We start from the raw sequence: 17,560 nt of genomic DNA on the forward strand, positions 1-17,560 counted from the left end.
CCGGCCCGTTTATTGCGATCCCGGGACTTCGATCGGCTCGGCGCCCTTGGCCGCCTTTTCCGGGCTCAGGATCCACACCAGGCCGCCGAACACACCGACCACGAACGACACCGCGCCGAACAACAGCGAGATGTTGACGCCCTCATTCGCGATCAGGCCGGCATAGCCGAAGGCGAGCGCCATCGTCGCCTCGCGCACGCCCCAGCCCGCGATCGAGATCGGCATCATCGTGATCAGCATCACCGGGGGCAACAGCTGGAAGATCTGGCCGAAGGTGACGGGGGCCGCGATCGATTTCACCACGCACCAGCCGATCACGACGGTCACCACGTGAATGGCGATCGAAAGGGTCGCGACCCGCCATCCGTGCTCGCGGCTGAACAGCACCCGGTTCGCGATGACCGCGCAGGCGTGGATGTGGTGCGTTGCCCACCACTGCTTCAGCCAGGGCCACGGCAACAGGCCGATCACGAGGAAACCAAATCCGGCCGCAAGCGCGGCGAGGTCGAGCAGCAGCAACGCCAGCCAGCCATTTGTATCGGCGATCAGCCGATAGCTCCAGGGCAGTGTGGCCGCGATGACGACGGCAAGCGCGATCAATCCGACCGCGCGATCGACGAAGATCGAATAGGTGGCCGCGCGCCAGCCCGCACCGGCGCGCGCGACAAGCCAGAGCCGCACGGCGTCGCCGCCGATCGAGGACGGCAGTGTCTGGTTGAAGAAGGTGCCGATCACGTTGAAGCGCATCGCCTGTGCGGTTTCCAGCGGTGCGCCGCATTCGACGCTGATCTCGCGCCACCGCAACACCCCGAGGAAGATCTGCAGAAAAGTGACCGCGATCGCGAGGCCGAGCCAGCCGAGGCTCTCGGCCTGGATGCGGGAGGCGAGGTCATACAGGTTGACCTTGCGCAGCGAGAAATACAGCAGCGCAGCCGAGATCAGGATCTTGACGGTCGAAAGCAGGATTCGGCGCATTTCCGTTCGCGCTGCCAGGTTTTCAGAATGTGTCAAAAACAGCGCAAAACGCTTTCGCGCGCCCAAATTCGCCGCCTTGGTATGGTTTCCGCGCCGATCTGGCAATACCCGTGCCGACCCTATTGCGGCCCGCTGGACGGGGCGGCTAAAGAGGCCGGGCTGGGAGGAACAGCACTCAGCTGGGCTTACAATACGGGTAAAATCCGACCAGACGTGCGGGGGCACGCGTGATACTGCTCGGATCGTGCTTTGGAGGTAACCCGGCCGCCCGCTGCGGCTGCCCGGGAAAAATCTTAGTGTGCCGTCCGCGGGCACGACAGGACTTGAGGTATTGATGGACCGGCGAATAATCCCCCTGATCATGTGCGGCGGCGCAGGCACGCGGCTTTGGCCGGCATCGCGCGAGGTGCATCCGAAGCAGTTCCTGTCGCTGTTCGGGGCGCGCTCGACCTTCCAGGAGACCCTGCTGCGCGTTTCGGACCCGACCTTGTTCGAACGTCCCATCGTGATCACCAACGAGGCCTATCGCTTCATGGTGCTGGAGCAGCTGGCCGAGATCGGCCGCGAGGCCGATGTACTGCTGGAGCCGATGCGCCGCGACTCCGGGCCTGCGATCGCGGCCGGTGCGGCATTCGCGCAGAGCCGGGACGGCGAAGCGATCGTGCTGGCGCTCGCCGCCGACCATCTGGTGCGGGATACGCCGGCCTTCGTCGCGGCGTGCCGCGGCGGACTGGTGGCGGCCAAAGCCGGCCGCATCGTGACCTTCGGCGTCAAGCCGGAACGGCCCGCCACCGAATACGGGTATATCAGCCCGGGCGAGGCGGTCGCCGGCGAGGTGCGCGCGGTGGCAAAATTCGTCGAGAAGCCGGATGCCGCGACAGCGGCAGGCTATATCGATGCGGGCTATCTCTGGAACAGCGGCAACTTCATGTTCCGCGCCGGCGTGCTGCTCGACGAGTATCGCAAGGTCGATGCCGACAGCATCGCGGCGGTGGAGCAATCGGTCGCGACCGCGACGCGCGATCTCGGCTTCGTCAAGCTCGATGCGTCGGCGTTCGGCGCGGCAAAGGCGATCTCGATCGATTACGCCGTGATGGAGAAGACCGCGCATGCCGCGGTGGTGCCGGTGGCGTGCGGCTGGTCCGACATCGGCTCGTGGCGCCAGGTCTGGGAGCTCTCCGACAAGGACAGTCTCGGCAACGCGGCGCGCGGCGCGGCGGTGTTCGAGGACTCCCGCAATTGCAACGTCTCGACCGACCGGGCGCTGGTCGCGCTCGAAGGCGTCGACGACCTCGTCGTGGTCGCGACCCAGGATGCCGTGCTGGTGTCGCGCCAGAAGGACGCCAACGGGCTGAAGCGGCTGGTTGCGAAATTGAAGGTGGCGGCGCCCGGGGTGACCGAGAACCACATCAAGGTGCATCGCCCCTGGGGCTCCTATCAGTCGGTCGACAATGGCGACCGCCACCAGGTCAAGCGCATCATCGTCAAGCCGGGCGGGCGGCTGTCCTTGCAGAAGCATCATCACCGCTCCGAGCACTGGATCGTGGTGCGTGGTACCGCCCAGGTCACCGTCAACGAACTGGTCAAGACGGTGCATGAGAACGAGTCGATCTACATCCCGATCGGCGCGGTGCACCGGCTGGAGAATCCCGGCAAGATTCAGCTCGAGTTGATAGAGGTGCAGACCGGCAGCTATTTCGGCGAGGACGACATCATCCGCATCGAGGACGACTACCGGCGCAGCTGAGGCGCGCCGGTTCCCGCGCCGATCGCCCGGCGCGGGACGATGTAACTCTTTGAATCAAAACGTGTCCGGATTTCGTGCTTGGCAATCGCCACATTTGTGACGCCGTGCTATAGCGGCTGCCAACGAAGCGGGGTGATTTGCGCCAGAGGCGCAGATCGGGATGAGGGGCCTTGGTCTTACTCCCTCGGAGCCGGGATGGCTCCCTGAGGAGCCGGGACAACCGCCAGAACGCTACTTGGGGTCTACGATATGAATGCAAAAGTGTCCGCAGCCGGCGCGAGGGCCGATATCGGCCGCGCCTTGCGCGTCGGCGTGATCGGCGCCGGCGTGATGGGCAGCAACCATGCCCGCGTGCTGGCCGGACTGCCCGGCGTCCTGCTGATCGGCATCGTCGATCCGCTGCCGGAGCACCGCACGCGCGCCATCGACCTGGTCGGTTGCCGCGCCTTCGAGAGCCTCGATCAGCTGCTTGCCGAAGGCATCGATGCGGTGACGATCGCAGCCCCCACCCACCTGCATCACGAGATCGCGCTCGCCTGCATCGCCCGCAACATCCACATCCTGGTCGAGAAGCCGGTCGCATCCACGGTCGAAGAGGGCCGTGAGATCGTCGCGGCCGCCGAGCGAGCCGGCGTCACGCTGATGGTCGGTCATGTCGAACGTTTCAACCCGGCGGTCGCCGCGATCAAGCAGGCGATCTCGGGCGAGGATATCCTGTCGATCGGCATCACCCGGGTCGGCCCGTTCCCGCCGCGGATGTCCAATGTCGGCGTCGTGATCGACCTTGCCGTGCACGACATCGACCTGATCCGCTGGTTCACCGAGTCCGACATCGTCGAGGTGCAGCCGCAGCTCTCGAGTGCGGTCGCCGAACGCGAGGACATCGCGCTGCTGCAATTCCGCACGGCGTCCGGCGTGCTCGCCCACATCAACACCAACTGGCTGACGCCGTTCAAGGCGCGCAACGTGACGGTCGCGACCCGCGGCAAGTACGTGATGGGCGACCTGCTGACGCGCCAGGTCACCGAATGCTTCGGCTTCAAGCCGGACGGCAGCTATTCGATGCGCCATTTGCCGGTCGGTCACGACGAGCCGCTGCGCGCCGAGCTGATCGCCTTCCTCGATGCCGTACGCAGCGGCAAGCTGCCGGCAGTGTCCGGCGACGAAGGCGTCGCGAGCCTCGAGATCGCGATCCGTTGCCTGGAATCGCCCGCGCGGCCGGCCGCCTCGACGATGCGCAAGGGACCCCGCCGCATCGCCGGCTGATTGCCTTCACTGGCTGATTGTCATCCATTCAACACGTGCAAAGAGCTTCCATGAACCAGCATATGCAGCTTGAGCCCATTCCCTTCATCGATATCGCCGCGCAGCGCCGGCGGCTCGGCAAGTCGATCGATGATGCGGTCGCGCGCGTGCTCGACCATTGCCAGTTCATCAACGGCCCGGAAGTCACCGCGCTGGAGAAGGCGCTGGCGGACTATACCGGCGCCAAGCATGTGGTGAGTTGCGCCAGCGGCACCGATGCGCTGCTGATGGTCCTGATGGCGAAGAATGTCGGGCCGGGCGATGCGGTGCTGTGCCCGACCTTCACCTTCTGCGCGACCGGCGAAGTCGTGACGCTGACCGGCGCGACGCCGGTATTCGTCGATGTCGATGAGGAGACCTTCAACATCGACGTCAATTCGCTGAAGCGCGGCATTGCGACGGCGCGCGCCCGCGGGCTGAAGCCGGTTGCAGTGATCCCGGTCGACCTGTTCGGCCAGAGCGCCGATCACGACGCGATCGGTGCGGTCGCCGAGGCCGAGGGCCTTTTTGTGTTGGATGATGCCGCGCAGGGCTTTGGCGCAACCTACAAGAACCGCAGGCTCGGCACCTTCGGGCTCGCGACCGGAACCAGCTTCTTCCCGGCCCAAGCCGCTCGGCTGCTTCGGCGACGGCGGCGCGATCTTCACCGACGACGAGGAACTCGCGCGCACGCTGCGCAGCATCCGCGTCCACGGCCAGGGCTCGGACAAATACGACAACGTGCGGCTCGGCCTCACGGCGCGGCTCGACACCATGCAGGCGGCGATCCTGCTCGAGAAGCTGAAGATATTCGACGACGAGATCGCGGCGCGCAACAAGGTCGCGGAACGCTATTCGCGGGCGCTCGGCAACCTCGTCGCGGTGCCGCGCGTGGCTCCGGGCTGCACCTCGGTGTGGGCGCAGTACACCATCCGTCTGACCAACGGCATCGATCGTGACGCCTTCGCGGCCGCCTTGAAGGCGCAGGGCGTGCCGACCATGATCTACTATCCGAAGTCTGTCCATCAGCAGACCGCCTACAGCCACTATCCGGTCGCCGACGGCGGCCTGCCGGTCAGCGAGCGCCTGTCGAAGGACGTCATCGCTCTGCCGATGCACCCCTATCTCGACGAGGCGGCGCAGGACCGCGTCATTGCGGCTGTGCGCGGCGCGCTACAGGCATGATCCCGAAAAGTGGCTCCCGGTTTCGGGCAGGATCATGCTTAAATCGTTGACGGCCTGATACGTCATTTTGACGTAGGGTGATGATGCGCTAGAAGCAGCCATGCTTGGGCGCATCTTCACCGTCGGCGGCTATACCCTGCTATCGCGGGTCACCGGGTTCGCACGCGACATCATGCTCGCGGCGATCCTCGGCGCCGGGCCGGTCGCCGACGCCTTCTTCGTGGCATTGCGGCTGCCCAATCATTTCCGCGCGATCTTTGCCGAGGGTGCCTTCAACGCCGCCTTCGTGCCGGCCTACGCCCACGTCCATGGCGAGCGCGGCGAGGCGTCGGCGCGGCTGTTCGCCGACCGCATCTTCACGCTGCTGTTTGCCTCGCAGGTGGTCCTGCTGGTCGTGGCGATGGCGTTCATGCCGCAGGCGATGAGCATTCTCGCGCCGGGCTTCACCGACGACGCATCCCAGCGCAAGCTGGCGATCGAACTGACGCGGATCACGTTTCCCTATCTCTTGCTGATCACGCTGGTGACGCTCTATGGCGGCATGCTCAACGTGATGCATCGCTTCGCCAGCGCCGCCGCGGCGCCGATCTTCCTCAACCTCGCCATGATGATGACGCTGGCGCTGGCGGCGTTCTTCCCCAGCGCCGGCCATGCCGCGGCCTGGGGCGTCCTGATCTCGGGCTTCCTGCAGTTTGCCCTGCTCGCCGGCGACCTCGCCCGTCACGGCGGCCTGCCGCGATTCGCGCCGCTGAGGCTCGACGAGGACGTCCGCGCCTTCTTCCGCGCGCTGGGGCCGGCGACCCTGGGCTCGATGGGAACACAGGTCGCGCTGTTCGCCGACACCATTATCGCGACGTTCCTCCCCGCTGGCGCGCTGTCGGCGCTGTATTACGCCGACCGTCTCAATCAACTGCCGATCGGCGTGATCGGGATCGCGATCGGCACCGTGCTGCTGCCGGAGATGTCGCGGCGCCTGACCGCCGACGATCACACCGGCGCCATGGCCGCGCAGCGCCGCGCCTTCGATTTCACGCTGCTGTTCTCGGTGCCGTTCGTGGCGGCGTTCCTGACGGTCGCCGATCCGATCATGCGCGCGATGTTCGCCCGCGGCGCGTTCTCGAAGGCCGATGCTGCCAGCGCCGGCGCGACGCTTGCGGCCTATGCGGTCGGCCTCATTCCCTTCGTGATGATTCGCAGCGCGGTTGCGACCTTCTACGCCCGCAAGGATACCGCAACCCCTGTCAAGGCGGCGCTGACCGGGGTCGCGGTCAATGTCGCGCTGAAGATCGCGCTGGTCGGCTCACTGGCGCAGGTGGGCTTAGCGCTCGCGACCGCGGTCGGAGCCTGGGTCAATCTGCTGCTGGTGCTGATGTTTGCCATCCGCCGCGGCTATCTCGCGTTCGATCGCGCACTGATTCGCTCGTTCGGCACTTTCGCGCTGTGCGGCGTGCTGCTCGGGCTCGCGCTGTGGCTGACCTCGCATTTCGCCTATGTATGGTTCGCGCCGATGCAGCACTTCCGCGATGAAATGATCCTGCTGCTGCTGGTTGCGGTCGGCATCTTCGTCTACGCCCTCTCGATCCTCACGCTGTTCGGCCGCGGCTGGCTGTTCGCGCTGCGCCGCGTATAGTTTTACCTTTCAAATCAAATGCATAGGAGCAGACCGCGGGATAGCGCCGGGTGCGGCGGAAAGCGGTTTGCGCTTCGCCGACAACCACGCCAATATGCGCAAAACACACCAAGGCAATTGGAGAGACGATGGCAGCTCCCATCAAGTTCGGCGTCGGACAAAGTGTACGGCGCAAGGAGGATGACGCTCTGATTCGCGGCAAGGGCCGCTATACCGACGACGTCGCACCGTCTCCCGCATTGCACGCGCTGATGCTGCGCTCGCCGCATGCGCACGCGACCTACACGATCGATGTTGGCAAGGCCCGCGGCATGCCCGGCGTGGCGCTGATCCTGACCGCGGCCGATGTCGCCGAGCTCGGCGGCCTGCCGTGCCTGTTCAATCTCGAAACCGATCCGTTCACCGCACCGCCTTACCCTATCCTCGCCAAGGACGAGGTGCGCCATGTCGGCGACGCCATCGCCTTTGTGGTCGCCGATACCGTCGACCATGCCCGCGACGCGATCGAGGCGATCGACGTCAAATGGACGCCGCTGCCGGCGGCGGTGGGTCTCGTCAATGCGGTGAAGAAGGGCGCGCCGCAGGTGTGGCCGGACAAGCCCGGCAACGTGCTGTTCGACGTCTCGATCGGCGACAAGAAGGCCGCGGAAGACGCGTTCGCCAAGGCGCATGCGGTGGCCGAGATCACCATCGTCAATCCGCGCGTCATCACCAATTTCATGGAGACGCGCGCCGCCGTCGCCGAGTACGACGCCAAGAGGGATCATCTGACGCTGACGATCGGCAGCCAGGGCAGCCATCGCCTGCGCGAGATCCTCTGCGACATGATCCTGAAGATGCCGAAGGAGAACATGCGGGTGATCTGCCCGGATGTCGGCGGCGGCTTCGGCACCAAGCTGTTTCCGTATCGCGAATATGCGCTGATCTCGGTCGCGGCGCGCAAGCTCAAGAAGTCCGTCAAGTGGACCGCCGAGCGTTCCGACCATTTCATGGGCGACGCGCAGGGCCGCGACAATCTCACCACCGCGAAGATGGCGCTCGCCGAGGACGGCAAGTTCCTCGGCATGGATGTCGACCTGATGGGCGACATGGGCGCCTATCTGTCGACGTTTGCGCCCTACATCCCGCATGGCGGCGCCGGCATGCTGCCGGGTCTCTATGACATCAAGGCCTTCCACTGCCGCGTCCGTACCGTGTTCACCAACACGGTGCCGGTCGACGCCTATCGCGGCGCGGGTCGTCCGGAGGCCGCCTATGTCATCGAGCGGCTGGTGGACGCTGCCGCGCGAAAGCTCGGCATGACGCCGGACGCCATCCGGCGGAAGAACTTCATTCCGCCGAAGTCGCTGCCCTATACCACCGCGACCGGCAAGGTCTACGACTCCGGCGACTTCGTCGCGCACATGAAGCGCGCGATGGAGATCGCCAACTGGAAGGACTTTCCGAAGCGCGCCAAGGCCGCCAAGAAGGACGGCCTGGTGCGGGGCATCGGCATGGCGAGCTATGTCGAGGTCTGCGGCACCATGGGCGAGGAGACCGCCAATGTCGCGCTCGATCCCAACGGCGACATCTCGATCCTGATCGGCACGCAGTCGAGCGGGCAAGGCCACCAGACCGCGTATGCGCAGATCGTCGCCGAGCAGTTCGGCGTGCCGCCGGAGCGCGTCCATGTGCTGCAGGGCGACACCGACAAGATCGCGACCGGCCTCGGCACCGGCGGCTCGGCATCGATCCCGTCCGGCGGCGTCAGCGTGCAGCGCGCGACGCATGAGCTCGGCAACAAGCTGAAGGAGCTTGCGGCGCAGGCGCTGGAAGCCGGCACCGGCGACCTCGAGATCGCCGATGGCCGCGTCCGCATCGCCGGCACCGACCGCTCGGTCAGCTTTGCCGATCTCGCCAAGCGTCCCGGCGGCGATACCTCGAAGATGAATGCGAGCGCGACCTTCGCCAGCGCCGACGGCACTTATCCGAACGGCACGCACCTCGCCGAAGTCGAGATCGATCCCGCCACCGGCATCATCAAGATCGTCAGCTACGTCATCGTCGACGATTTCGGCGTCACGCTCAATCCGCTGATGCTCGCGGGCCAGGTGCATGGCGGCGCGATGCAGGGCATCGGGCAGGCACTGATGGAGCAGGCGGTCTACAGCCCGACCGACGGTCAGCTCGTCACCGGCACATTCATGGACTATGCGATGCCGCGCGCTGCCGACGGGCCGTCCTTCGTGTTCGAGACCCACAACGTGCCGTGCACGACCAACCCGCTCGGCGTGAAGGGTGCCGGCGAGGCCGGCGCGATCGGCTCGTGTCCGGCGGTCGTCAACGCGATCGTCGAGGGGCTGCATCGCGAATACGGCATCGACCACATCGACATGCCGGCCACGCCGGAGCGGGTCTGGATCGCGATCCGCGAGGCGCAGCGCCGCCATAATCTCTGATAAAATTGTCGCAGGCGGAATGAAGATTCCGCCTGCGGTGTTTGCAAACAAGGCCGGCCGCGTTCCCGCGGACCGGACAGAGCAGGATTGAGGGGTTTTGCGGATGAAGCGGATTGTCGTCGTTGCAACGATGCTGGCGTTGAGTGCGGGGGCGGTGGTGGCCGACCAGGACCAAGTCAAGGTGACCCAGGCTCAGATGAAGGAAACCGGCAAGAACGCCGGTGCGCTCGGCGCCATCATCAAGGGCGAGAAGCCCTACGACCAGGCAACGGTCGACGCTGCGCTGGCCAAGTTCGAGGACACCGCCAAGAAGCTGCCGACGCTTTTTCCTGAAAGCAGCAAGGGCCTCAAGACGGAAGGCGATTACTCCGCCGGGCCGAAGATCTGGGAAGACAAGGCCGGCTTCGAGCAGCACATCGCGAGCTATGCCAAGGCGGTCTCCGATGCCAAGGGCAAGATCAAGGATGTCGACACGCTGAAGGCCGAGCTGACCGTGATCGGCAAGCAGTGCGGCGGCTGCCACGAGACCTATCGCCTCAAGAAGGGCTGATCGCCATTTCGATCAACGAAAAGGGCGGACGCTGCAAGGCGTCCGCCCTTTTTTGTGCCGGCCGTTTCTTGTTGGTGTGACTCTACTTGGTGACCTGTCCGCGGATCTCTCCGCCCGGGTTGGCTGCGGTGTGGACGTTGACATAATACTTGCCGGCGAGGAGATCGGCGGCCTGCGCGTCGGTCAACGTCGCGCTACCCTCGACCGGGCTCGACGTCGCGTTCGGGATCGCAACCGCGACACCGGAATTCTTGCCGGCCTCGGCCGGGCCGTGGAAATGCGCGGCGGTCGCCGGGCCCGACAGGCCGGAATAAGTCAGTTTCCAGCTCAGCTTCTTGGTGGCGGCATCGTAGTCGATGTCGGCGGTGCCGGTCCCGGCGCTGGCGTTCGCCGGCACTTCGGACTTGCCGTCCAGCTTGGCCTGCAGCTTCTCGGCAAAGGCCGGACCGGCGAGGGCGATAGCGGCGCCCAGCGTCAGCGTGGCAAGCAAGGTCTTGTTTGGCATGGTTCTCTCCCCTTTGACGTCACACGGTGGTTGCAAATCTTCAAACCGCGGCTCTCCGGATTTATTCCCAAAATCATCGTGAGTGCGGCAAATTTGATGCGAGCTTGTAAGACCGGTTGCCATCATACTGGCCAGTGAACTGACGCGACGAATGACGGATCGGTGAATGTTGCGACGAATTCTCCTCCTGGCCGTTTTGGCCGGCTTGATCGGCTTCGGTGTGTTCTGGTGGCTGACGATCCCCCTGACCGTGGCCGCGAGCGCGCTGCCCGTCTACCAGCCCAACCTGGCCAACGGGCTCACAACGTTCAATGCCGGAGGATGTTCCTCCTGCCACGCCGTGCCGAAGCAGGACGACCGCACGAGGCTCGGCGGCGGGCTCGCGATACCGTCGCCGTTCGGCACCTTCTATGCGCCGAACATCTCGCCCGACCCGAACGACGGCATCGGCCGCTGGAGCGAGGCTGATTTCGTCACCGCTGTCATGAAGGGCACCTCGCCGTCGGGGACGCACTATTTTCCGGCGTTTCCCTACACGTCGTATCAGCACGCCAGGGTCAACGACGTGCGCGACCTGTTCGCCTATTTGAAGACCTTGCCGCCGGTTGCCGGCAAGGTGCGCGACCACGATGTGCGGTTTCCCTTCAACATCAGGCGCAATGTCGGGGTCTGGAAATTCCTGTTCATGGACGGCAAGCCGTTCATCGCGGACGCGAGCCGCTCGGCGCATTGGTATCGCGGCGCCTATCTCGTCAACAGCTTCGGCCATTGCGCCGAATGCCACAGCCCGCGCAACTTCCTCGGCGGCATCATCACTTCGCAGCGCTTCGCCGGTGGCCCGAATCCGGAGGGCGAAGGTTGGGTGCCGAACATCACGCCGCGGGGGATCGCGGACTGGAGCGCGAAGGACATCGCCTATTTTCTCGAGAGCGGCCAGACGCCGGATGGCGACAGCGCTGGCGGATCGATGGTGCGCGTGATCCGGAACACCTCGCAGCTCTCGTCGAGCGATCGCGATGCGATCGCCGAGTACATCAAGTCGCTGCCGCCGGTCGAGGGACCGCCGAAGCCGGTGAAGAAGGAGAGGCAGTCGTAACGGCGTGTCCTACTTCGCGCCGAACGCCTTGAAGGTGATGATGGTGAGCGTGTCCTGGATGCCCGGGATCACCTGAACTTTCTCGTTGATGAAATGGCCGATGTCGGTGTCGTGGTCGACGTAGAACTTGACCAGGAGATCGTAATTGCCCGCGGTGGAATAGATCTCTGACGCAATCTCGGCTTCCGCCAGCGCGTTGGCGACGGTGTAGGACTGGCCGAGCTTGCATTTGATCTGGACGAAGAAAGGAACCATCAAAGTCGTCTCCGGGGATTTCCGTGACTATAGGCCCAAAACGGGCCGCCAAAGCAAGGGTCAAGGCAGCTCCAACCTGCGGTAAAGTCAGGCGAACTTGCTGCCGATGGGCTGCCGGGTTAGGACAGGCCATGATCTTGTTCGTGACGGTCTCATTCGTCTCAACCGCCGGTGCCGCACCATGACGCCGGTCGCGCTCACCATCGCCGGCTCGGATTCCTCGGGCGGGGCGGGCATCCAGGCTGACCTGAAGAGCTTTGCCGCGCTCGGGGTCTATGGCGCCTCGGCGATCACGGCGCTGACCGCGCAGAACACCACGGGGGTCAGCGGCATCCATCCGGTGCCGGCTTCGTTCGTCACCGCGCAGATCGATGCCGTGTTCTCCGATCTTAACGTCGGCGCGGTCAAGATCGGCATGGTGGCGCAGGCCGAGACCATCGTTGCGATCGCGGGCGCGCTGCAGCGCTGGGCGCCGCGCCACATCGTGCTCGATCCGGTGATGGTCGCGACCTCGGGCGACCGGCTGCTCGCAGCCGAGGCGGTCGATGCGCTGAAGACCATGTTGTTTCCGCTGGCCTCGCTGATCACGCCGAACCTGCCGGAGGTGGCGGCGCTGCTGAACGAGCCGGTCGCCTCGAGCGAGGCCGACGTCGAAGGGCAAGGCCGGCAATTGCTGGCGATGGGATGTCGCGCGGTGCTGGTGAAGGGCGGCCATGGGCACGGCACTGAGAGCATAGACTATCTGATCGACGGCGAGCGCAGCATCGCGCTCGCAGCGCCGCGCATCGCCACCGCAAACACGCATGGCACAGGTTGCTCGCTGTCATCGGCGATCGCAGCAGGGCTCGCGAAGGGTGAGCCGATGGAGACCGCCGTCCGCAATGCCAAGGCCTGGATCACCGATGCGATCGCCGCCGCCGATCGCTTCGCCGCCGGCCACGGCCACGGGCCGGTGCATCACTTCCACAAATATTATTGAGGCTCTTGTAGCCCGGATGGAGCGCAGCGAAATCCGGGCTGCACGTTCCGCGGACGCAAGACCCCGGATTGCGCTTCGCTTCATCCGGGCTACGCATTCAACGCCGTTTCGAATGCGTGTTGTTCCCCGCGATATGCGCGCAACACAACGCCTGTTCTGCACAGCCGCCGCCGCCCATGTCGCCAGATTGTCGCACGCCGCTGTTATCCGCAGGGGAGGGGCGTGCTGCTGATTCTCGTTAGCTTTTTGTGGGGCCTTGGGTCGCGGGGATCGTCATCGCCTTGTCACAGGAAGCTGTTAGGTGCACAGGCATGGGAAGTGACTCCTTGAGTGAAGAAAGCCCCGAGCGGCGCTTTCGCACTTTGTTTATCTCCGATGTCCATCTCGGAGCCCGCGGTTCGCAAGCCGACCGCCTGCTGGACTTCCTCCGCTCTCACGATGCCGACACGATTTACCTCGTTGGTGATATCGTCGATGGCTGGGCGCTGAAGTCGAACTGGTACTGGCCGCAGACCCACAACGATTTCGTGCAGAAGATGCTGCGCAAGGCGCGCAAGGGCGCCAAGGTGATCTACGTCCCGGGCAACCACGACGAGTTCCTGCGCAAATATTACGGTACGCATTTCGGCGGCATCGACGTGGTGGAGAATACCGTTCACACCGGCGCCGACGGCAAGCGCTACCTCGTGATCCATGGCGACATCTTCGACCTCGTGGTGCAAAACGCGCGCTGGCTCGCCCATCTCGGCGACAAGGCCTACGACTTCGCGATCCAAATGAATCGCTTCGTCAACTTCTTCCGCAAGATGTTCGGCGTGCCGTACTGGTCGCTGTCGCAATGGGCCAAGCTCAAGGTCAAGAAGGCGGTGAACTATATCGGCGCGTTCGAGGCGACGTTGGCCGGCGAGGCGCGGCGTCACGGCTGCGACGGCGTGATCTGCGGCCACATCCACTACGCGACGATTCATGACGAGCACGGCATCCGCTACATGAATTGCGGCGACTGGGTCGAGAGCTGCACCGCGCTCGCCGAGCACGAGGATGGCCATTTCGAGATCATCACCTGGACCGACCCGGTGCGCCGGATCGCCCCAGTTCCGCGAGTGACGGCACGCGCTGCATGACGCATATCCTGGTCGCGACCGATGCGTGGCATCCCCAGGTCAACGGGGTTGTCCGCACGCTGACCATGATGGCACAGGCGGCGAAATCGCTCGGCGTCGAGGTGAGCTTCCTGACGCCGGACGAGTTCCGCACCTTCGCGATGCCGAGCTATCGCGATTTGAGGCTGGCACTGCCGTGCGGGGCCAAGGTCGCGAGCCTGATCGACGCGGCCAAGCCCGACAGCATCCATATCGCGACCGAAGGTCCGATCGGGCTGTCGGTCCGCCGCTATTGCCGCAAGCGCGGCCTGCCGTTCACGACGAGTTTCCACACCCGCTTTCCCGAATACGTCTCGGCACGGACGCCAGTCCCGGAAGCCTGGGTGTGGCGCGCGCTGCGCTGGTTCCACAAGCCGAGCCGGGCGGTGATGGCGGCGACCCCGGCGCTGGCTGCAGAGCTGCGCCAGCGCGGCTTCCGCAACGTGGTGCTATGGTCGCGCGGCGTCGATACCGCGCTATTCCACCCGCGCGACGTCGACCTCTGCCTGCCGCAGCCGGTCTATCTCAGCGTCGGCCGGGTGGCGGTGGAGAAGAATCTCGAAGCGTTCCTGGATCTCGATCTACCCGGCACCAAGGTGGTGGTCGGCGACGGCCCGGCACGCGCGGCGCTGGAGCGGAAATATCCGGAAGTCGTGTTCCTCGGCGCCCGCCATGGCGAAGAATTGGCCGAAATTTATGCCGCAGCCGATGTGTTCGTTTTCCCGAGCCGCACCGATACGTTCGGTCTGGTGCTGCTTGAAGCCCTGGCCAGCGGCCTGCCGGTTGCCGCTTTTCCGGTCACCGGTCCTCGCGACGTGATCGGCGCGGCGCCGGTCGGTGTCCTCGACGAGGATTTGCGCCACGCTTGCCTGGAGGCGCTCAGCATCCCGCGGCAGGCCTGCGTCGATTTCGCCGCGCTCCACACCTGGCAGGCGTCAGCCCGGGTGTTCATCGACCGCTGCATGAACGTCCGCCCCGCGGCGCCCGACGGCGAGGGGGAGGTGTTCGAATTCGGTGCCGAGGAGCACCATTTGGCGGCCCTGCCGGCTCCTCATCCCACCTCACGCTAAAGCGTCTTGCCGGGTTGCCCGCGGCCGCGATAGAAATTGCGGATGACGGACACCCCTCTCAATCCACCCGTCGCTGCTGCGGACATCGATGCCGCCGCAAGGGTGGTCGCGCCGTTCGCGGTGCGCACGCCGCTCCTGACTTTCCCCGTTCTCAACGAACGCGTCGGCACCCAGGTCTTCCTCAAGCCCGAGATGCTGCAACGAACCGGATCGTTCAAGTTCCGCGGCGCCTTCAACAAGCTCGCCTCGATCCCGCAGGAGCAGCGGAGCGGCGGCGTCGTCGCGTTCTCCTCGGGAAACCACGCCCAGGGCGTTGCCGCGGCGGCAAAGATCCTCAACATGCAGGCGACCATCGTGATGCCTGCGGACTCCCCGCTCACCAAGCGCGAGCGGACCAAGTCGTATGGCGCCGAGGTCGTGCTCTACGATCGCGATCGCGACGACCGTGCGGCGATCGCGAGCGGTATCGCCAGCAAGCGTGGCGCGACGTTGGTGCCTCCCTATGACGATCCTCTGGTGATCGCGGGCCAGGGCACCGCCGGCCGCGAGATCGCCGAGGATATGGCGGCGCTCGGGCTGACGCCCGATATCGTCGTGGCGCCGGCATCAGGCGGCGGCTTGATCGCGGGCGTCGCCACCGCGGTGAAGGCAAAATATCCGCAGGCCCAGGTGATCGTCGCCGAGCCTGCGGGCTATGACGATCACGCCCTGTCGCTCAAGGTCGGCCATCGCGAGGCGCATCCGGTCGCCGCGCGCACCATCTGCGACGCGCTGATGGCGATGATGCCGGGCGAACTCACCTTCGCGATCAACAGCAAGCTGCTGGCGAATGGCGTCAGCGCGTCCGATGACGAGGTCGGCGCCGCCGTCGCCTTTGCCTATCGCGAGCTGAAGCTCGTGGTCGAGCCCGGCGGCGCGATCGGGCTCGCCGCGCTGCTGGCGGGGCGGATCGATGCCAAGGGCAAGAACGTCGTCATCGTGCTCTCCGGCGGCAATGTCGACGCCGACCTGTTCGCGAAGCTGGTCGCCTGACACCGGTATCTGAAACGAAGCGGGGGCAGGGCGGTACGCGCGCTGCCCCTGTTTCGTTGTGGCGTGCGGCCGATCAGTGCCTGAAGCCACCACGGTAGCCGCCACCCATTGCGCCAAAATGTGAGCCGGACGGACTTGGGTGGAACGAAGCACGGCTGCCGCTTGAACTCGTCCGGTTGCCCTGCATGCTTTGCCGCTCGGCGCGGAAGTGCTGCCTGCTGGCGTCTTTCATGGTTGCGTTCGACGTGGCCTTGCCGGCATTCGCGACGGGCAGGCCCGCAACCTTGCCTTTGCCGATTGAGCTCGGCATGCCGACCGGCTTCGCGCCGGATGCGGGCATGGTCACGATCTTGCCGACGGCCCCTTGCACGCCGGCATTGAGCGGCTGGAAGGTCTGACGATTCGACAGCCGCGTGAACTGCATCAGCGGGATTGCTTTCGGCTGCACCTGCAGCTTCAACGCCGACTGCGCGTAGGGGCTGCCAGCGAAATTGTCGTGGAAGGTCTTGTAGGCGAACGGCGTGTTGGCAAGCACCGCCTTGTGCCAGGCCGCGACCTGCAGCCAGTTCGTCAGCAGGAAGCGGATGCGCTCGCACAGCGGATCGCGCGGATATAGCCGGATGAATTCCTCGTAGTAGTCCGGCCGGCCCTCCGACAGCACGAAGTCATAGGCCTGGCGCACCGAGCGGTTCGGCAGGTTCGATGCCATCTGCACGACCGGGCCATTCGCCGGCGCACGCGCTGACGCCATGGCGGTATCGCCGAAGAAATAGAAATCGGAGGTCAGCGACGAGCTTTCCCACGGTGTCTGCCGGCCGTCGGTCACGGAGTTGACGTCGAGGCGGATGCGCTTGAACAGCTGCTCGATCGGCAGATTGGGCTCGCGCGCCAGGCGCAGGAAGGCGTTGGTGTAGGGGCTGTGGCCGTTGCTGCCGTCCTGCGCTTCCATGCCGGGCGCGGTCGAATAGCCGACGATCGAGCCGCTCGGCGCGTCGACCACGGCAAGGCCGCGGCCGGCGTCGTTGACGTTGGGAAATGGATTGTTGCGGCAGGCATCGAGCACCACGATACGCATCCGGCTCGGGATGCTCTCAAGCGTGCCCATCACGTCGACGAGGCGCACCGCATTGCCGTCGAGGTCGGACGGCGTTGCGATCCTGGCATCGACCGGAATCAGGTAGTTCTCGCCGGCGAGCTGCACGCCGTGGCCGGCGTAGTAGATCATCGCGACCGTGCCGGGGCCGCGCGCCGCGACCTTGTCGGAGAAATCCTGCAACACCTTCACCATGTCGCTTTGCCTGAGATCGGTCGCGGCGATCACCTCGAAGCCGGCCGCGTTCAACAGCTCGGCCATCGACTGCGCGTCATTGCCGGGATTGGCGAGCTTTGGCGCATTCTCGTAGTTGGCATTGCCGATCACCAGCGCGACGCGCTGCTCGGGGCCGCGCAGCACGCCCGGCACCGCCGCCACTGATGTCGCGGGCGAAGCCGCTTGGTCGATGGATTGTGCCGGCGTTTGCGCCGCATTGCCGACGGTGATGCCGCCGGTCTCGGCAGACGCTGTGCCCGATAGACCGAGACTGAACAGGCCGAGCAATGCGGCCGATATCATGATGGATGTCAGGCGGACCATCGCGCGCTCCCAAAAGCTGGTCCCGGTGCGGTACCGGTC

General features: G+C 65.4%; 14 protein-coding genes and 1 pseudogene. 11 read left to right on the plus strand and 4 right to left on the minus strand.

Annotation, left to right across the window (positions count from 1 at the left end):
- Positions 1–9: 9 nt before the first annotated feature.
- Positions 10–975: a lysylphosphatidylglycerol synthase transmembrane domain-containing protein gene (locus tag ACVISU_RS34825; protein ID WP_050403547.1), complete on the minus strand. Its 966-nt coding sequence runs from the start codon at positions 973–975 to the stop codon at positions 10–12.
- A gap of 334 nt (positions 976–1,309) precedes the next feature.
- On the opposite strand from ACVISU_RS34825, the gene ACVISU_RS34830 reads away from it, so the two are divergent.
- From ACVISU_RS34830 to ACVISU_RS34855, 6 genes and pseudogenes are all read left to right on the plus strand, one after another.
- Positions 1,310–2,722, plus strand: coding sequence for a mannose-1-phosphate guanylyltransferase/mannose-6-phosphate isomerase (locus tag ACVISU_RS34830; protein WP_456709961.1), 1,413 nt, complete (start codon positions 1,310–1,312; stop codon positions 2,720–2,722).
- 249 nt (positions 2,723–2,971) lie between these two features.
- The gene (locus ACVISU_RS34835) at positions 2,972–3,988 is read left to right on the plus strand and encodes a Gfo/Idh/MocA family protein (RefSeq protein WP_050403545.1); all 1,017 of its coding nucleotides are present in this window, start codon (positions 2,972–2,974) and stop codon (positions 3,986–3,988) included.
- 50 nt (positions 3,989–4,038) lie between these two features.
- Positions 4,039–5,191: pseudogene (locus tag ACVISU_RS34840) on the plus strand (DegT/DnrJ/EryC1/StrS family aminotransferase).
- Between the two features lie 100 nt (positions 5,192–5,291).
- Positions 5,292–6,821: a murein biosynthesis integral membrane protein MurJ gene (gene murJ, locus ACVISU_RS34845; protein ID WP_050403543.1), complete on the plus strand. Its 1,530-nt coding sequence runs from the start codon at positions 5,292–5,294 to the stop codon at positions 6,819–6,821.
- Between the two features lie 128 nt (positions 6,822–6,949).
- Complete coding sequence (locus ACVISU_RS34850) at positions 6,950–9,259, plus strand: xanthine dehydrogenase family protein molybdopterin-binding subunit (RefSeq protein ID WP_050403663.1); 2,310 nt, start codon at positions 6,950–6,952, stop codon at positions 9,257–9,259.
- Positions 9,260–9,362: 103 nt separating this feature from the next.
- Positions 9,363–9,809: a c-type cytochrome gene (locus ACVISU_RS34855; protein WP_456709962.1), complete on the plus strand. Its 447-nt coding sequence runs from the start codon at positions 9,363–9,365 to the stop codon at positions 9,807–9,809.
- An 82-nt stretch (positions 9,810–9,891) separates the two neighbouring features.
- On the opposite strand, the gene ACVISU_RS34860 is transcribed toward ACVISU_RS34855, so the two are convergent.
- A complete protein-coding gene (locus ACVISU_RS34860) occupies positions 9,892–10,314 on the minus strand; it encodes a CHRD domain-containing protein (RefSeq protein ID WP_050403541.1) in 423 nt (140 codons plus the stop codon).
- 166 nt (positions 10,315–10,480) lie between these two features.
- On the opposite strand from ACVISU_RS34860, the gene ACVISU_RS34865 reads away from it, so the two are divergent.
- Positions 10,481–11,410, plus strand: coding sequence for a c-type cytochrome (locus ACVISU_RS34865; RefSeq protein WP_456709963.1), 930 nt, complete (start codon positions 10,481–10,483; stop codon positions 11,408–11,410).
- Positions 11,411–11,419: 9 nt separating this feature from the next.
- Here the strand turns inward: ACVISU_RS34865 and ACVISU_RS34870 are convergent, their stop codons facing one another.
- Positions 11,420–11,665, minus strand: coding sequence for an Lrp/AsnC ligand binding domain-containing protein (locus ACVISU_RS34870; RefSeq protein WP_016845986.1), 246 nt, complete (start codon positions 11,663–11,665; stop codon positions 11,420–11,422).
- 181 nt (positions 11,666–11,846) lie between these two features.
- Here ACVISU_RS34870 and thiD point away from each other — a divergent pair, with 181 nt between their 5' ends.
- The 4 genes from thiD to ACVISU_RS34890 all read left to right on the plus strand — a co-directional run bounded on the left by thiD (position 11,847) and on the right by ACVISU_RS34890 (position 15,888).
- Entirely contained in the window at positions 11,847–12,644 is a 798-nt protein-coding gene (gene thiD, locus ACVISU_RS34875) for a bifunctional hydroxymethylpyrimidine kinase/phosphomethylpyrimidine kinase (RefSeq protein WP_456709964.1), read from the plus strand.
- A gap of 311 nt (positions 12,645–12,955) precedes the next feature.
- Positions 12,956–13,768 carry a UDP-2,3-diacylglucosamine diphosphatase gene (locus ACVISU_RS34880; RefSeq protein WP_050403538.1) on the plus strand — a complete coding sequence of 271 codons (813 nt, stop codon included), beginning with the start codon at positions 12,956–12,958 and terminating at the stop codon, positions 13,766–13,768.
- Entirely contained in the window at positions 13,765–14,856 is a 1,092-nt protein-coding gene (locus ACVISU_RS34885; RefSeq protein WP_456709965.1) for a glycosyltransferase family 4 protein, read from the plus strand. The genes ACVISU_RS34880 and ACVISU_RS34885 overlap by 4 nt, the downstream gene beginning before the upstream one ends.
- 42 nt (positions 14,857–14,898) lie before the next feature.
- Complete coding sequence (locus ACVISU_RS34890; protein WP_456709966.1) at positions 14,899–15,888, plus strand: threonine/serine dehydratase; 990 nt, start codon at positions 14,899–14,901, stop codon at positions 15,886–15,888.
- 73 nt (positions 15,889–15,961) lie between these two features.
- Here the strand turns inward: ACVISU_RS34890 and ACVISU_RS34895 are convergent, their stop codons facing one another.
- On the minus strand, positions 15,962–17,521 hold the full coding sequence (locus ACVISU_RS34895) for a caspase family protein (protein ID WP_456709967.1): 1,560 nt from the start codon (positions 17,519–17,521) through the stop codon (positions 15,962–15,964).
- Positions 17,522–17,560 lie beyond the last annotated feature (39 nt).

The organism is Bradyrhizobium sp. USDA 4452, from assembly GCF_054063575.1.

What these genes read in the sequence shown, in the direction of transcription:
- ACVISU_RS34880 (WP_050403538.1), top strand. Translation starts at nt 12,956, where the DNA reads ATGGGAAGTGACTCCTTGAGTGAAGAAAGCCCCGAGCGGCGCTTTCGC.
- ACVISU_RS34855 (WP_456709962.1), top strand. Translation starts at nt 9,363, where the DNA reads ATGAAGCGGATTGTCGTCGTTGCAACGATGCTGGCGTTGAGTGCGGGG.
- thiD (WP_456709964.1), top strand. Translation starts at nt 11,847, where the DNA reads ATGACGCCGGTCGCGCTCACCATCGCCGGCTCGGATTCCTCGGGCGGG.
- murJ (WP_050403543.1), top strand. Translation starts at nt 5,292, where the DNA reads ATGCTTGGGCGCATCTTCACCGTCGGCGGCTATACCCTGCTATCGCGG.
- ACVISU_RS34830 (WP_456709961.1), top strand. Translation starts at nt 1,310, where the DNA reads ATGGACCGGCGAATAATCCCCCTGATCATGTGCGGCGGCGCAGGCACG.
- ACVISU_RS34890 (WP_456709966.1), top strand. Translation starts at nt 14,899, where the DNA reads ATGACGGACACCCCTCTCAATCCACCCGTCGCTGCTGCGGACATCGAT.
- ACVISU_RS34835 (WP_050403545.1), top strand. Translation starts at nt 2,972, where the DNA reads ATGAATGCAAAAGTGTCCGCAGCCGGCGCGAGGGCCGATATCGGCCGC.
- ACVISU_RS34870 (WP_016845986.1), bottom strand. Translation starts at nt 11,665, where the DNA reads ATGGTTCCTTTCTTCGTCCAGATCAAATGCAAGCTCGGCCAGTCCTAC.
- ACVISU_RS34860 (WP_050403541.1), bottom strand. Translation starts at nt 10,314, where the DNA reads ATGCCAAACAAGACCTTGCTTGCCACGCTGACGCTGGGCGCCGCTATC.
- ACVISU_RS34895 (WP_456709967.1), bottom strand. Translation starts at nt 17,521, where the DNA reads ATGGTCCGCCTGACATCCATCATGATATCGGCCGCATTGCTCGGCCTG.
- ACVISU_RS34850 (WP_050403663.1), top strand. Translation starts at nt 6,950, where the DNA reads ATGGCAGCTCCCATCAAGTTCGGCGTCGGACAAAGTGTACGGCGCAAG.
- ACVISU_RS34885 (WP_456709965.1), top strand. Translation starts at nt 13,765, where the DNA reads ATGACGCATATCCTGGTCGCGACCGATGCGTGGCATCCCCAGGTCAAC.
- ACVISU_RS34825 (WP_050403547.1), bottom strand. Translation starts at nt 975, where the DNA reads ATGCGCCGAATCCTGCTTTCGACCGTCAAGATCCTGATCTCGGCTGCG.
- ACVISU_RS34865 (WP_456709963.1), top strand. Translation starts at nt 10,481, where the DNA reads ATGTTGCGACGAATTCTCCTCCTGGCCGTTTTGGCCGGCTTGATCGGC.